Genomic DNA, 14,669 nt, shown 5'->3' with positions numbered 1-14,669 from the left:
CGTCGGCCCCGCCCAGCGCCCCGTCCCCCACGGCACCGGCAGCAAGGTCCCGTACGACTTCAACGGGGACGGCCACCCCGACCTGGTCGTGAACGACCTGCTCCACCGCGGCGGCCGGGCCGCGCACGACGACGACCCCGGTATCGGCATCGTCTACGGGTCGGCTCGCGGCCTGGTGCCCGGCACCCGGCAACTGCTCACAGCGTCCCGTAACGCCGCCCCCACCAAGGGCGTCGTCCCCGCCGCCTTCGAGGCGAGTGCCGCGTGCGACCTCGACCGGGACGGCTTCACGGACCTCGTCGTCACCACCGACCCGCCGTACGACGGTGTCGGCCGGCCGCCCGTGCCCGTCCAGATCCTGTTCGGCTCGCCCCGAGGGCCGGCAGCCGGCCGCGCCGTACCGCTGCGCATCCCCGAGCGGGCGCGGGACGGCAACGAGTGGCCCGACCAGCCGGTGTGCGGCGACTTCGACGGCGACGGCGCGACGGACCTCGCGGTGACCGCCTCCGGGGCGAGGATCAGTTACCTGCGGGGACCGTTCACCCGCCGGGGCGCTCCGCGAGCCGCCGCTCCCCTCGACGTACCCGGTACGGCGCTCGCGGCTCTCCCCGGACCGCTCGACGCCGACCGCGACGGCGCCGACGATCTCCTCGTCCGGGCCGCCGACCCGGGCAGCGCCGCCACCAGCCGGCTGGCCCTCGGCGGCCCCCGGGGCCCGGCCCGCGCGGGCGCCGCCTTCCCCTCCGGCCACGCACTCGCCTTCGGCCGCTTCCGGCGCGGCACCGGCACGGACGCGGTGGTCGCCACCGGTTCCCGACTGCTCCCCCGTTACGGCCTGACCGGCGACGCACCACCCCTTCCGGTACGCGGCCGGGCCCTGCACGCCGCCGACGTCACGGCGGACGGTTACACCGATCTGGTCGTCAGCGGCACGGACGGGATGGCCAGCGGCACGGACCCGGCGTCGGGGGACGCCGCTTCCACCGAGACCGCACCGTCCGCGCCGACCTTCCTGCCGGGCTCCGCCTCCGGCCTGTCGGGCCGGGAGGCCCGCCCGCTCCGCCCGCCGGCGCTTCCGGGTACCGGCCCCCCGCGCACCACCGTCCTGGCCCTCACCGACTACGACGGTGACGGCCACGCCGACCTCGTCCTCCTCACCCGCCGCACCCCGGCCCAGAACGCCCCCGCCCAGGACCGCGTCACCATCCACCCCGGCACTCCCACCGGCCCCAGCGCCACGCCCCAAGTCACCTTCTCCACCACCGCCTTCGCCGTCTTCTTCACCGACGACTGACCCGCCGCTCCCCGGAGGACCCCGTATACGGATATTCCGCCCCGGTACCTGAAGGTGCACCTATCCTTTCCCCCGTGCGCAGGTGAGGCAGCCGGAGCCGGACGGACGGTTCTGTCTGCCCGGGGGAAGGGTCGTACTGAACATGTCTGCGGAGCCGGGGGCCGCCGCCCCGCCGGTGCCTTCGGTGCTGTCCCTGCGGACGGCGGACCTGGACGAGGCGCGGTGGGCGATCGGCGAGACCTTCTACGCCAGCCGCATCGACCAGTTGTCCCGGGACGTCGACCTGGGCGCGCGCTTCGACGTCGTGCGGCTCGGGGCGGTCACCGTCGGCGAGGTGGGGTTCGCCGCCGAGCTGCGCCTGCGGTTCGGGGAGTTGGGCGCGTACCACGTGGACGTACCGCTGAGCGGTTCCATCCAGTGGCGGCAGGGGACGCGGGAGCCGCAGACCACCACACCGGACCGGGCCGGCGTGTTCCGGCCGGACGGCGTCACCACCATCGACCGGTGGAGCGGCGGCTGCCGGCTGCTGGCGGTGAAGATCCGTACGGCGGACCTCGAACAGCATCTGGAGCACCTGCTGGGCCGGCCCGTCCGTACCCCGCTGCGCTTCGCCCCCGTCCTCGACGTGTCCAGAGGCCCGGGGCGCGGCTGGGCACGGCTGGTCCGTACCGCCGTACGGGACATTCAGGACGCGGGCGAGCTGATGCACCAGCCGCTGGTCGCGGCGCCGCTGCAAGAAGCCCTGCTGAGCGGGCTGTTGCTGGCCGCCGACCACCCGTACCGCGAGGAGCTGGTCCAGCCGTCGGCCCCGGCGGCGCCGTCCTACCGCCCGGCGCCCGTGAAGCGCGCGGTGGACGCCATCCAGGGGCGGCCCGAGCACCCCTTCGACACCACCGAGCTGGCCGCCGTCGCGCGGGTCAGCGTGCGGTGGCTCCAGGAGGGGTTCCGCCGGCACGTCGGCATGTCGCCGATGGCCTATCTGCGGGACGTACGGCTGAGCCGCGTACGGGACGAGCTGCGGCGGGCGGGGCCGGGGGAGGTGAGTGTGGGCGAGGTGGCGTACCGGTGGGGGTTCGTGCATCTCGGGCGGTTCGCGCGCAGTTACCGGGAGCGGTTCGGGGAGTCGCCCTCACAGACGCTGCACGCGCCGTGAGCGGGCGGCGCACCCAGGGCGGCCCAGCACGATCGTGCACGTCAAAAGGCGGCCCGGCCCTATCGGGTGCGAACGGGTGCGACCGGGTACGGCCGAGGCGCGCCCCTGCCGCGAACACGCAGCGTGATCCGGATACCGGCTGCGCAGAATGGATCATGCCCGTGCCTCCGTACCGCTACGGTCTGGGGTGCCAGGGCCGAGTCGGCGACGCCGGTGCGTACGTCCGTCAGCGCATGCCGACGCGACATCCACCGGTGGCCGACCCCTGGGTACCGGCCGGTATCCCCCCGTAACCGCAGCCGGACCCCCACCCATGAGGCGTCCGACCACGACGGTCCGGCGCCTCATGGGCCGGTGGAGCAGTCGTCGCGGGCCGGTCGCCGGGGCGGGCGCCGAGACGACTGCCGGGCTGTCCTCCAGGCCGTCCTCGGGGCCGCCCATCGGGGCCATGACCTGCGTACCGGCAGCCTCCCTGACCTCCCTGGCACCCCTCCGCCTCCCCCACCCCACCCGTATCCCTCGGGGACCCGCCCCCGCTCCCCTAGGGGATGTCACAGGTCGGCAGCAAAGCCGCCCCGGGCGCCTGGGCCCGGCCACGCGGCCTCCGAGAACAGGTACGTTCGACGCGTGGCTGGATTCAGGATGGGTCGCGGACGGGACGCCCGCTCCGCGCAACAGGGGCAGCAGCAGGGGCAGCAAGTGCCGTACGGGCAGCAGGGACAGCCGTACGGGCAGCAGCCCCCGTCTCCGCACGGGCAGTGGCAGCAGCAACCGCACCGGCCGCCGCAGCCCCCGCAGCCGTACGGCGGACCGCATCCCGCAGGGGCGCACGGCGGTGACCGGCACGGCGAGCCCGAGTACTTCGGCGACGGCGGCTACCAGCCGCAGCAGCAGTCCTACGCCCCGTACGCCAACGACAACAGCCCGGGCCACACCCAGCAGTTCAGCGTCGGCGAGGCCCCGGACGCCTACGGCCCGCCCGGCGGACCGTCGAACGGCGGGTACGACAACGGCGGGTACGCACCCGGCGGCCACGGCGGCCCGGGCGGCTCCGGTCCCGGCGGCCCGTACGGCGACGACGGGTACGCCGACGGCGGCACCTACCGCGCGGGCCAGACCTCGGCCCCGCCGGCCGGCCCCCGCCTGCCCTGGAAGCAACTGCTGACGGGCCTGGTCACCCGCCCGAACCCGACGTTCTGGCAGATGCGCGACCACCCGGTGTGGGGCCCGGCCCTGATCGTCACCTTCGTCTACGGCCTGCTCGCGGTCTTCGGCTTCGACAAGGCCCGCGGGGACGTGCTGAACGCCACGCTCTCCAACAGCATCCCGTGGGTGCTGATCACCGCCGTGATGTTCGTCATCGGCGGTCTGATCCTCGGCGCGGTCACCCACACCCTCGCCCGTCAGCTCGGCGGCGACGGTGCCTGGCAGCCGACCGTCGGCCTGTCCATGCTGATCATGTCGATCACGGACGCGCCGCGGCTGCTCTTCGCGATGTTCCTGGGCGGCGACAGCACCCTGGTGCAGGTCGTGGGCTGGGCCACCTGGCTGGCCGCGGGCGCGCTCTTCACCTCGATGGTGAGCAAGTCGCACGACCTGCCGTGGCCCAAGGCGCTGGGCGCCTCCGCGATCCAGTTGGTCGCGCTGCTGGCCCTGGTCAAGCTCGGCACGCTGTAGCCGTTCACCGGCGTCCCGTACGGAAGGCCCCGCTCGGAAGGCCCCGCTCCAGCCGGAGCGGGGCCTTCCGCGTATCAGCGGGTCACGGGGTCACACGAACCGCTGCGCCGCCGACCCGTCGCACTTCTGCAGCCGTACCGCGTCCTTCGCCGAGCCCAGCGTCAGGCACAGCCCCGGCGCGGCCGCCGGCCGGACCGAGCCGCTCGCGGCGTCCTTGGTGAACTGCTGGTTGGCCGCGCCCGAGCAGTTCCACAGCACCAGGCCGGCCCCGGCCTCGTACTTGGCGCCCGGCACGTCCAGGCACCGGTCCTGCGTCAGTCCCACGTGCACCGAGCGGCGCTCCGCGTCCTGCCACCAGTCCTGGTTCCGCTGGCCGTTGCAGTCCCAGCCCACGACCGCCGTACCGTTAGCGCTGCTCGCGCCCTTGGCGTCCACACAACTGCCGGTGCCGGCGTTCTTCAGCGGCTTGTACACGTCGTCCCAGGCCAGCGGGTACAGCCGCGGCTGCCCGGTGCTCGCGGGGTCGGCGCAGGACGCCTCGCGCCGGTCCGACGCGTACAACTGGGTGAGGCAGGAGGCGAAGGCGGCGTGGCCGCGCGCGTTCGGGTGGAAGGACTGCCGTACGGAGTTGGCGTTGGGCGGGAAGGGGTTGGCCAGGTCCACGTACAGGCCGCGGGCCCAGGTGTCCTCCATGCAGACCTCGTGCCCGTGGAAGAGCCGCGAGTTGTCCAGGTAGGTGGCGCCGGTGTCCGCCGCGACCTTCCGCATGCCCTTCTCGAAGACGGGTACGGCCGCGTCGCGGCCCCACGCCGAGTCGGAGGTGTAGCCCGTGCAGCCGCCCGGCAGTTTGCCCGGGAAGTTCGGGTTGTCCTCGACGTCCGGGCCGATGGGGCTCGGGTAGCCCATCACGACCAGCTTGTAGTCGCCGTCCGCGTACCCCGCGTCGCGCATCACGGTCCGCAGGTCGCGCACGCTCTTCTCGACCTTGGGCACCAGCGCGTCGACCCGCCCCTGCCACCCGGGCTGGTACTTGGGCTCGCACGGCCCCTGCAAGGTGAACCAGCGGGTGACGCAGTCCGTCATCACCGGCCCGAACTGGAGGTCGTCGTTGGCCCCGGCGACCAGCAGCACCATCTTCAGCCGGGTGTTCCTGGCCTTGATCGCCAGGCTGTCGCTCTGCACCAGCTCGTCGGCGTACTGCTTCGTTCCGCCGATCTCGATGTTCCCGGTGTACGCACCGGAGCAGGCGACGTTGTACGTCACGTCCGCCGCTATCCCGGTCCGGTGGATGGCCGCGTCCGGCGAACGGTGACACCAGTTGTCCGGCCCGTTCGTCCCCTGCTCGTACGTCCCCACCCCCTCGCCCGATATCTCACTGTCCCCCAGCGAGATCAGGGACGACTTCCGCTGCGCGGCCGGCCGCTCGGCGGCGTCCCCGTACAGCTTGACGGCCTCGGCCGCCCGGATCTTCTCCAGCTCGGGCGGCAGCGGCTTGGCCGCCGCGGGACCGGCCGGGGCGGCCACCGCCGTACCGGCGCCCACCCCCGCGACTCCGCCCGCTCCGCCGAACCCCACCGCCAACGCCGCTGCGACGGCCGTCAGCCGCCCCGCTCTCCCACGCACCCTTGGGCCTCCCCGGCTTCCGGTCTGCTGTCTCCGCCGGTTTCTACTCGGAGGTAGCCAACGGTGGAACACCCGGAACGGGATTGGCCCGAATTCACAGCCCGCGCTCTAAACCCGGCCGGCACGCCGGAAACACACCGGAAGGCGCGCCCCGAACGACGTGGGTGCCCCGCCCCCCTCGAACAACAAGAAGCGCACCGGGCCGTCACCACCCGATGCGCTTCCCCGCCCGGCCACCGGCCGGACTCCGCTCTTCTCCCGCTTCCGCTCCCGAACCGCCGCCCTCAGGCGTCGAGAACCTGCCCCTCGCGCCGCACCACCGGCGGCTCGACGCTCCACGGGAAGTTGATCCACTCGTCCGTGCGCTTCCACACGTACTCGCACTTCACCAGCGAGTGCGACTTCTCGTAGATCACCGCGCTGCGGACCTCGGCCACCGTCCCCAGGCAGAAGTCGTGCACCAGCTTCAGCGTCTTGCCGGTGTCGGCCACGTCGTCCGCGATCAGGACCTTCTTGTCCGAGAAGTCGATCGCGTTCGGTACGGGCGCCAGCATGACCGGCATCTCCAGGGTCGTACCGACGCCGGTGTAGAACTCCACGTTCACCAGGTGGATGTTCTTGCAGTCCAGCGCGTACGCCAGGCCGCCGGCCACGAAGACGCCGCCGCGCGCGATCGACAGCACGATGTCGGGCTCGTACCCGTCGTCGGCGATCGTCTGCGCCAGCTCACGGATCGCGCCGCCGAAGCGCTCGTACGTCAGGTTCTCCCGCACACCACTCACTGGTTCTCTCGCACTCTCAGACCTGTGTCCGATGAAAATTCTGGAACGACCGCGAGGGCGTCGGCCCCCGCTGGCCCTGGTACCGCGAGCCGTACTTGGCGGAGCCGTACGGGTGCTCGGCGGCCGACGTCAGCCGGAACATGCAAAGCTGCCCGATCTTCATGCCGGGCCACAGCTTTATCGGCAGCGTCGCGACATTGCTCAGCTCCAGCGTGACATGTCCGCTGAAACCAGGGTCGATGAAGCCGGCCGTGGAGTGCGTCAGCAGTCCCAGCCGCCCCAGCGAGCTCTTGCCCTCCAGCCGCGAAGCAAGATCGTCGGGCAGCGTGATGACCTCGTACGTCGACGCGAGCACGAACTCGCCGGGGTGCAGGATGAACGCCTCGTCCCCCTCCGGCACCACCTCGCGCGTCAGGTCCTGCTGCTCCACGGCGGGGTCGATGTGCGGGTACCGGTGGTTCTCGAACACCCGGAAGTACCGGTCGAGGCGCACATCGATACTCGACGGCTGCACCATCGACTCGTCATAGGGATCGATGCGGACCCGGCCCGCGTCGATCTCGGTCCGGATGTCCTTGTCTGAGAGAAGCACGCATCGAGGATACGCGCCCGACCCCACCCACCCCGCACACCATCGCCCCGGCCCGCGCCTCCGTACGGCGAAGGCCCGGCCCCCACCACAGGGAACCGGGCCCACGCCCACACATCTCACAGCCGCTCCACCGGCTGCCGTCCGTTCCGCCTCCGCCCCACCGGGGGACCGCCGCCCTACGGCGTACGGTCAGCGCCCGGCGGCCCCGACCTCAGCGCTTCTCGCACCCCACCGGCACCGAATGCCGCAGCCGCGCGCAGCGCGGACACCGCAGCAGCCGGGCGGGGCCGAGCCGGTCCGTGGTCTGCATGGGAAACGAAGCGGTGCTGAACACGTGCCCCTCGGCACAACGTACGACGGTGCGCTCCATCAAGTTCTCTCCCAAGTGCGTGGACAACAAAAGCCACACTAGGGGATGAACTGGGCGCCACCACACGCGGCACTCCGCGCCCCCACCGTACGCCCCAACTCCCGCACCCCGGACCGCAACCCACCCCCACAAACAACCGGACCCCACGGCCAACTACACCGGGGGTCCGCGATGGGGTAGAGTGTGCGACGCTGCACCGCCCTCACCACAGGCGGCGCTCAAGCGGGTGTAGTTTAATGGTAGAACATGAGCTTCCCAAGCTCAGAGCGCGGGTTCGATTCCCGTCACCCGCTCCATAACGAAGTCCCAGGTCAGTGGCCTGGGACTTGTTTGTTGTCCAGACCGGCGCAGGCGGTTGCGAAGTACCGGGAACGGTGAACGGGACAGCCCCATCGCGCACGAAGGGCGCGGCCGCCCGAGCAGCCGCGCCCCGTCGTACCGGAACCGGTCGGACGATCAGTCGCGCTGCGCGTTCGCCGGGAGGGTGCGCAGTTTCAGTGTTTTGGCCTTGGTGGTGCCGAAGCCGTGGTCGAGCAGCTTGGCGGCGTCGGCGTAGCGGTCCTTGCTGTTGAGGACGGTGCCGTAGAGGGTCTTGTCGCCTCGGGTGGCGGCGAAGACCAGGCAGTCGCCGGCCGGGGTGGTGGTGCCGGTCTTGATACCGATGACGCCGTCGTAGGAGCCGAGGAGCTGGTTGGTGTTGTTCCAGGTGTAGTAGCGGGTGCGGCCGTTGGCCGCGGGTGCCTCGCCCTTGTACTGCTTGGTCTTGACGACCGTGCGGAAGGTGTCGTTCTGCATGGCGTGGCGGGCGAGCCGGACCAGCTCGTTGGGGGTGCTGGCGTCGGTGCCCGCGCCGTCGAAGGAGTCGAACTTGGTGTGGGAGAGGCCGAGTTCGCCGGCCTTCTGGTTCATCTGGGCGATGAAGGAGGCGGTGCGCTCGTCGTTGGTGCTGCCGGTGCCGAAGGTGTCGGCGAGGGCGTAGGCGGCGTCGGCGCCGGAGGGCAGCAGGGCGGCGTAGAGCAGTTGGCGGACGGTGAGCTTGTCACCGGTCTGGAGGTCCGCGGTGCTGGAGCCGTGCTGGGTGACGAAGTCCCGGTACTCCTGCTTGACGGGGACCTTCCGCTCCAGGTCGACGCCCTGGGTGTCGAGCACCACGGAGGCGGCCATGATCTTGGCCGTGCTGGCGATGGGGCGGACCGTGTCCGCCTCCTTGCCGAAGAGGGAGGTGCCGGTCGCGCCGTCGACCAGGCTCGCGCCCTTGGCCGCGATGACGGGTGCGGTCTGGGCGGGCCGCGGGGTCTGCGAGGTCTGGAAGGTGTGGGTGGAGGGGGCGTTCTGCGTGGGGGGTGTGGCCTGAGCGGCCTGCACGGTCAGGGGGGAGAGGGCGAGCAGGGCGCCGCCTGCGACGGCTGCTGCTCGCGCAGTCAGGACTCTGGCAGTCAAGTGGGGACGCTCCGTAACTGTCGTGCTTCTGGTCGAGCTGTGCTCTCGTACGGGACGAGCGTGCGTGCGGAAGGTGCACGCAAAGGGTGCCTGCCCTGTACATCCAACTGTATGGAGGAGGTGAATGGGCAGTGGGGACCTTCCTGTAACTCCTTAGTAAGCAGGCGACTTGCGGAAGTAAGGCGGCGGTTTGCCGGATACCGCCGGACTTCGCCGGATTGCCCCTGAGGCGTCGGAGGCTCGGGGTAGGGTCCGGAACCGGAGGGGGGAGGTTCGGGATGCGTGTGGTTCTCGGGGAAGATCTGGTGCTCCTGCGGGAGGGCATGGAGCACCTGCTGACGGCCCACGGCTGCACGGTCGTCGCCTCCGTCGGCAGCGCGCCGGAGCTGCTGCGCGCCCTGCTCGACGAGCGGCCCGACGTGGCCGTCGTGGACGTACGGTTACCGCCGGGCTTCTCCGACGAGGGCGTCCAGGTCGCGCTGGAGGCCCGCCGCCGCGTCCCCGGCCTGCCCGTCCTGGTCCTCTCGCAGTACGTGGAGCAGTTGTACGCCCGTGAACTGCTCGCGGATGGCGCGGGAGCGGTCGGCTACCTCCTCAAGGACCGGGTGCTCGACAGCCGTCAGTTCGTCGCGGCGGTGCGCCGCGTCGCGGACGGCGGTACGGCCATGGACCCCGCGGTCGTCGAGCGGCTGCTGCACAACGGGCCGCGCCGCGAGCCCCTGGACCTCCTCACCCGGCGCGAGCTGGAGGTGCTGGGCCTGATGGCCGAGGGCAGGTCCAACGCCGCCGTCGCCGAGGCGCTGTTCGTCACGGACAAGGCGATCGACAAGCACATCAACAGCATCTTCACCAAGCTCCAGTTGCTGCCGTCCAAGGACGACAACCGCCGGGTGCAGGCGGTGCTGGCGTATCTGACGTATGTGCATCACGACCACCAGGAAGCGGTCCGGCCTGCGGCGGGCACCACGCGGAAGTAGCAGAAGTAGGGCTAGCACCACTGATTGCCGGCGCCGTGCGTCGGACGATGGGTGCGGCGTAGCGGACGCGTGACGGGTGCGCCGTGGGGGCGTGATGGATGCGTAGGCGAATCCGTGTGCGCGCATCGGAATGGAGACGAGTGAGATGGCCGAAGGTCCGGGTCCGGGCAGCGATGTTCAAGGCGTGCGCCAGGGACGCAACTGGTTCACCGCCGGCTGGGCAGCCATGGGGCGCGGGCTGAGCATGTTCTTCGTCGGCCTGCTCGCCGTCGTCCTCGCCTGGGTCGCCCTCACCGGGATGTCCCTGGTGCTGCTCGGGTTCGGTCTCTTCCTCGTGCCGGGTCTGGTCGCGGCCCTGCGATGGGCGGCGAACGCGCAGCGGCGCCTGACCGGGAAGACGGGGGTGCCGATCGGTGAGCCGTACCGGCCCGTGCCCCGCGCTGCGGGCGGCTGGAAGGGCGCCTGGCGCCGCTGCAAGGCGGTCTTCGCCGACAGCGCCACCTGGCGCGACGTGCTGTGGGCGCAGTGCGCCGTCACCGTGACCGGCCTCCTCGCGATCGTCCCGTTCGGGATGCTCGCGCACGGCCTGTTCGGGATGGCGCTGCCGTTCATCTGGGAGCCGGTGACCGGTGCCTGGGATGGCACCTGGTACCTGTTCGTCCCCGTACGCAGCCAGGAGACCGCCTGGATCGCCGGCGGCCTCGGACTGGCCGAGATCCCCGTCGGCCTGCTGATCGCCCCGTACGTGCTGCGCCTGCACGCCCGCATCACGCGCTCCCTGCTGGCACCCACCGCCAAGGCCGAGATGGGCCTGCGGGTGGAGCACCTGGCCCGCACCCGTACCGATGCCGTCGACTCGTCCGCGGCCGAGATCCGCCGCATCGAGCGCGACCTGCACGACGGGGCACAGGCCCGGCTGCTGGCCATGGGCATGAAGCTGGACGCCGCCGAATCGCTGCTGGACGAGAACCCCGAGGCCGTCCGTACGCTGCTGGCCGAGACCCGCGACGCCTCCATGCGCGCGCTGGAGGAGCTGCGCGACCTCGTCCGCGGCATCCACCCGCCGGTGCTCGCCGACCGCGGCCTCGTCGACGCCGTCCGCTCGCTCGCCCTGGAGAGCCGCCTCCAGGCCCAGGTGACCGCGGACCTGCCGTCCCGCCCGGAGCCGGCCGTGGAGTCCGCCGCCTACTTCGCCGTCTGCGAGCTGCTGACCAACGCCACCAAGCACTCCGGTGCGCAGCGGGTCCTGATCGACATCCAGTACCGCTCCGGCGCGCTCGCCGTCAGCGTCACCGACGACGGCAACGGCGGTGCGGGCCTGGAGCTGGAGAACGGCAGCGGCCTCCGGGGCATCCAGCGGCGGCTGGCCGCCTTCGACGGCACCCTCGGCATCAGCAGCCCGGCGGGCGGCCCGACGGTCGTCAGTTTCCAGGTGCCCTGCGCGTTGACGGTCATGTCCTGAGCGCGCGCCCGGCGCACGTAACCGGCCCTCCGTCCTATCCACTTGCGGAGCCGTGGGCGCGTGTTCTTACCTGAGAGCCCGAGGGCTTGAGACATGACCGATCAGGGGGTTCGCCCCTGGTGCGCCCCGTGTCCGCCCCGCCGTACGCCGTACCCGCCCGCCCGACCGAACCGGTGACCTCCATGACCACGCACCGTCCCGCCGTCCGGCCCGCCACCCACGCGGACCTTCCCCGCGCCCTGCGCACGCTGGACCGCGCGTTCGCCGACTACCCCTTCACCCGCCACACCATCGCGGCCGACGACCACGCCGCCCGTCTGCACCGCTCCAACGAACTGTTCGTCGCCCGGATCGGGCTGGCGCACGGCCGGGTGTGGGTGGCCGACGACGGCGACGCGGTGGCCGTGTGGACCACCCCGGAGACGGCGGCGGGCGAGGTCTTCGCCGAACTCGGGCCACGATTCGCGGAGATCGCCGGGGACCGCGCCGAGGCGTCCGCGCAGGCCGAGGCCGCCATGGGCGTGCACCGCCCCGGTGAGCCCGTGTGGTTCCTCGGCTCGGTGGGGGTCGATCCCGGCTGCCAGGGCCGCGGTCTGGGACGCGCGGTGATCCGTCCTGGGCTGGAGGCCGCCGAGGCGGCCGGGGTGCCCGCCTTCCTGGAGACCTCCGACGAGCGCAATGTGGGCTTCTACGAGCGCCTCGGGTTCGAGGTGACCGCCGACTACCCGCTCCCGGGCGGCGGGCCGCACACCTGGGCGATGACACGCAAACCGGGCGTCTGAGAGGGAAGTTCTGCCGCGCGGTCGGCCGGGGGGCGTCTTTTCAGCGGGTGTTGGAATGTCCACCGCGACAAAAACGTTCAGAGGGCATCCACTTGTCCCTACCGGAGGCCGCACCTATGCCGCAGACGACGGAACAGCGCGCCGGGGAACCGGCGCCCACCGCCGCGCACCCCCTGCCCGACCCCACCGCAGCAGCCCTGGAAGCTCCCGAAGGGGCCCGGCGGACCGGTAGCGGCGCCGTCGTCCCCGTCCTCGCCTTCGCCGGCATCGTCGTCGCCGTCATGCAGACGATGCTCGTACCGGTCATCAAGGACCTGCCGACCCTCCTGGCCACCGCCCCGAGCAACGCCACCTGGGTGATGACGGCGACGCTGCTCACCGGCGCCGTCGCCACCCCCATCATGGGCCGGCTCGGCGATCTGTACGGCAAGCGCCGGATGCTGCTGACGAGCCTGGCATTCATGGTCCTCGGCTCGCTGATCTGCGGCTTTACGGTTGACATGACCACGATGCTGGTGGGCAGGGCGCTACAGGGCTTCGCCATGGGCGCCATCCCGCTCGGCATCGGCATCATGCGCGACGAGCTGCCCCGGGAACGCCTCGGCTCGGCCATGGCGCTGATGAGTTCGTCCATCGGCGTCGGCGGCGGCCTCGCGCTGCCCGCCGCGTCCCTGGTCGCCCAGCAGGCCGACTGGCACGCGCTGTTCTTCGGCGCCGCGGGCCTGGGCGTCCTGGCCATGCTGCTCAGCGTGGCCCTCGTACCCGAGACCTCCGTACGGGCCACCGGCCGCTTCGACGTCCTCGGCGCCATCGGGCTGACCGGCGGCCTGGTCTGCCTGCTGCTGCCGATCACCAAGGGCAGTGACTGGGGCTGGGGTTCGTCCACCACCCTCGGGCTCTTCGGCGGCGCGGTCGCCCTGCTGCTCCTGTGGGGGCTGTACGAACTGCGCGTCGCCGCGCCGCTGGTGGACCTGCGCACCACCGCCCGCCGCGAGGTCCTGCTCACCAACCTCACGTCCATCATGGTCGGCGTCGCCTTCTACGCGATCTCCCTCGTCCTGCCGCAGCTCCTCCAGCTCCCGGCGTCCACCGGGTACGGGCTGGGCCAGTCGATGGTGGTGGCGGGCCTGTGCGTGGCGCCGCTCGGCCTGACGATGATGCTCACCGCCCCCGTGTACGCGCGGATATCCGCCCGGCGCGGCCCCAAGGCCACCCTCATGCTCGGCATGCTGATCATCGCCGTCGGGTACGGCACCGGGCTCGGCCTGATGAGCGCCGCCTGGCAGACCGTGATCATCTCGGTGATCGTCGGCGCGGGCATCGGCCTGGCGTACTCCTCGCTGCCCGCCCTGATCGTCGGTGCCGTCGACCCGTCGGAGACCAGCGCCGCCAACGGTCTCAACACCCTGATGCGCTCGATCGGCACGTCCGTGTCGAGCGCCGTCATCGGCATGGTGCTGGCCCACATGTCCGCCCCGGCGGGGGCCGTATCGGTGCCCACCATGGCCGGGTTCCGCACCTCGTTCGCCATCGCCACCGGCGCGGTCGCCGTCGGACTCGTCCTGGCGGCTTTCCTGCCGTCCCAGCGCGCGGCGTCCCGACCGCAGTTGCTCGCGCGCGGCGGGGAGGAGAGCGGAAGCTTCGAGCTGGTCGCTCCGGGCGGCGACGGAGAGGGCAGCGCCTCGGACGGCGAGAAGGTGAGTGCTTCCGGCGGCGAGAAGGGCAGCGCTTCGGAAGGGGAGAAGGGCAGCGCCCCGGGCAGCGGTCGGCGGACGGATTCCGCGAGCGCCACCACGCCCGCGTCGATCCACGTCACCGCACCCCGGCCCGGCTCCCACCGCATCCACGGCACCCTGCTCGGCGGCATCGACGGCACCCCGCTCCACGGCGGACGCGTCGTCCTCACCGACACGCACGGCGCGGTCGTGGCCACCACGACGGCCGACGCACAGGGCAGTTGGGAACTGACCGGACTCATGCCCGGGGGCTTCACCCTGGTACTGAGCGCCACGGGCCACCGCCCGCTCGCGCGTTCACTCATGTCTCCCGGCACACCCGCACGTCAGGATGCCCGGCTCGCTCCGGCGGCCGCGGTCCGCGGCACCGTACGGGACCCGCACGGACGCCCGCTGCCGGACGCCGCCGTCACTCTTCAAGATCAGGGCGGTTCACCCGCCGTCCACACCGTGACCGGTCCGGACGGCACCTTCGCCTTCACCGGACTCGCTGGCGGCGCCTACACGCTGACGGCCGCCGGCTACCCGCCGCACGCCGACCGGGTCACGCTCGCCGCCGGTGACCGGGAACGCCGCCTCGACCTGGACCTCACTCACGAGGCCGCCAGGAGGCCGCTTCCATAGGCCGTTCAGGGCCGGGGGAGTTGCTGCCGGTATCCGGTACGTCTGCCGTCACCTGCGCCGTAGGGCCCAGAAGCTCACGGGCTCACGCGGTTGCGGCTCGGTCCCGTACTCGGTACGGACCGGAAACGCACTCGGCGCGGATCGCAGCGCCCGGATG

Annotated in this window: 12 protein-coding genes and 1 tRNA gene; 8 read left to right on the top strand and 5 right to left on the bottom strand. The window is 72.0% G+C overall.

Annotated features, from left to right (window positions below; all coding sequences use genetic code 11):
• The first annotated feature begins 88 nt into the window (after nucleotides 1-88).
• The 3 genes from EJG53_RS21295 (at nucleotide 89) to EJG53_RS21285 (ending at nucleotide 4,124) form a co-directional block, all read left to right on the top strand.
• Entirely contained in the window at nucleotides 89-1,294 is a 1,206-nt protein-coding gene (locus EJG53_RS21295) for a VCBS repeat-containing protein (protein WP_244955263.1), read from the top strand.
• 142 nt (nucleotides 1,295-1,436) lie between these two features.
• Nucleotides 1,437-2,447: an AraC family transcriptional regulator gene (locus tag EJG53_RS21290; RefSeq protein ID WP_244955262.1), complete on the top strand. Its 1,011-nt coding sequence runs from the start codon at nucleotides 1,437-1,439 to the stop codon at nucleotides 2,445-2,447.
• A 642-nt stretch (nucleotides 2,448-3,089) separates the two neighbouring features.
• A complete protein-coding gene (locus tag EJG53_RS21285) occupies nucleotides 3,090-4,124 on the top strand; it encodes a Yip1 family protein (protein WP_125049493.1) in 1,035 nt (344 codons plus the stop codon).
• A gap of 90 nt (nucleotides 4,125-4,214) precedes the next feature.
• Here the strand turns inward: EJG53_RS21285 and EJG53_RS21280 are convergent, their stop codons facing one another.
• The 4 genes from EJG53_RS21280 to EJG53_RS41170 form a co-directional block, all read right to left on the bottom strand.
• On the bottom strand, nucleotides 4,215-5,747 hold the full coding sequence (locus tag EJG53_RS21280; protein ID WP_371858710.1) for a ricin-type beta-trefoil lectin domain protein: 1,533 nt from the start codon (nucleotides 5,745-5,747) through the stop codon (nucleotides 4,215-4,217).
• A 284-nt stretch (nucleotides 5,748-6,031) separates the two neighbouring features.
• Nucleotides 6,032-6,529: a phosphoribosyltransferase gene (locus tag EJG53_RS21275; RefSeq protein ID WP_030017816.1), complete on the bottom strand. Its 498-nt coding sequence runs from the start codon at nucleotides 6,527-6,529 to the stop codon at nucleotides 6,032-6,034.
• Nucleotides 6,530-6,545: 16 nt separating this feature from the next.
• On the bottom strand, nucleotides 6,546-7,121 hold the full coding sequence (gene dcd / locus EJG53_RS21270; RefSeq protein WP_030017817.1) for a dCTP deaminase: 576 nt from the start codon (nucleotides 7,119-7,121) through the stop codon (nucleotides 6,546-6,548).
• Between the two features lie 211 nt (nucleotides 7,122-7,332).
• Complete coding sequence (locus EJG53_RS41170; protein ID WP_167515148.1) at nucleotides 7,333-7,491, bottom strand: hypothetical protein; 159 nt, start codon at nucleotides 7,489-7,491, stop codon at nucleotides 7,333-7,335.
• Between the two features lie 222 nt (nucleotides 7,492-7,713).
• On the opposite strand from EJG53_RS41170, the gene EJG53_RS21265 reads away from it, so the two are divergent.
• A tRNA-Gly gene (locus tag EJG53_RS21265) sits at nucleotides 7,714-7,787 on the top strand.
• 160 nt (nucleotides 7,788-7,947) lie between these two features.
• Here the strand turns inward: EJG53_RS21265 and EJG53_RS21260 are convergent.
• The gene (locus tag EJG53_RS21260; RefSeq protein WP_125046151.1) at nucleotides 7,948-8,931 is read right to left on the bottom strand and encodes a D-alanyl-D-alanine carboxypeptidase family protein; all 984 of its coding nucleotides are present in this window, start codon (nucleotides 8,929-8,931) and stop codon (nucleotides 7,948-7,950) included.
• 278 nt (nucleotides 8,932-9,209) lie between these two features.
• On the opposite strand from EJG53_RS21260, the gene EJG53_RS21255 reads away from it, so the two are divergent.
• From EJG53_RS21255 to EJG53_RS21240, 4 genes are all read left to right on the top strand, one after another.
• Nucleotides 9,210-9,908 (top strand): response regulator transcription factor, encoded by a 699-nt coding sequence (locus EJG53_RS21255; RefSeq protein ID WP_125046150.1) that lies wholly within the window; start codon nucleotides 9,210-9,212, stop codon nucleotides 9,906-9,908.
• Between the two features lie 184 nt (nucleotides 9,909-10,092).
• Nucleotides 10,093-11,370 carry a sensor histidine kinase gene (locus EJG53_RS21250; RefSeq protein ID WP_244955261.1) on the top strand — a complete coding sequence of 426 codons (1,278 nt, stop codon included), beginning with the start codon at nucleotides 10,093-10,095 and terminating at the stop codon, nucleotides 11,368-11,370.
• A gap of 182 nt (nucleotides 11,371-11,552) precedes the next feature.
• Nucleotides 11,553-12,152, top strand: coding sequence for a GNAT family N-acetyltransferase (locus tag EJG53_RS21245; RefSeq protein WP_125046148.1), 600 nt, complete (start codon nucleotides 11,553-11,555; stop codon nucleotides 12,150-12,152).
• A 116-nt stretch (nucleotides 12,153-12,268) separates the two neighbouring features.
• Nucleotides 12,269-14,512 (top strand): MFS transporter, encoded by a 2,244-nt coding sequence (locus EJG53_RS21240; protein WP_125046147.1) that lies wholly within the window; start codon nucleotides 12,269-12,271, stop codon nucleotides 14,510-14,512.
• Nucleotides 14,513-14,669: the final 157 nt, after the last annotated feature.

This window comes from Streptomyces chrestomyceticus JCM 4735, from assembly GCF_003865135.1.
In the GTDB taxonomy this organism is placed as follows: Bacteria; Actinomycetota; Actinomycetes; order Streptomycetales; family Streptomycetaceae; genus Streptomyces; species Streptomyces chrestomyceticus.
The sequence above is the reverse complement of the archived record's forward strand: the minus strand, read 5'-3'. Positions and strand labels throughout refer to the sequence as shown.

Excerpts from the sequence above, each read along its gene's own strand:
- EJG53_RS21290 (WP_244955262.1), top strand. The coding sequence starts at position 1,437 with ATGTCTGCGGAGCCGGGGGCCGCCGCCCCGCCGGTGCCTTCGGTGCTG.
- EJG53_RS21285 (WP_125049493.1), top strand. The coding sequence starts at position 3,090 with ATGGGTCGCGGACGGGACGCCCGCTCCGCGCAACAGGGGCAGCAGCAG.
- EJG53_RS41170 (WP_167515148.1), bottom strand. The coding sequence starts at position 7,491 with ATGGAGCGCACCGTCGTACGTTGTGCCGAGGGGCACGTGTTCAGCACC.
- EJG53_RS21255 (WP_125046150.1), top strand. The coding sequence starts at position 9,210 with ATGCGTGTGGTTCTCGGGGAAGATCTGGTGCTCCTGCGGGAGGGCATG.
- EJG53_RS21245 (WP_125046148.1), top strand. The coding sequence starts at position 11,553 with ATGACCACGCACCGTCCCGCCGTCCGGCCCGCCACCCACGCGGACCTT.
- EJG53_RS21240 (WP_125046147.1), top strand. The coding sequence starts at position 12,269 with ATGCCGCAGACGACGGAACAGCGCGCCGGGGAACCGGCGCCCACCGCC.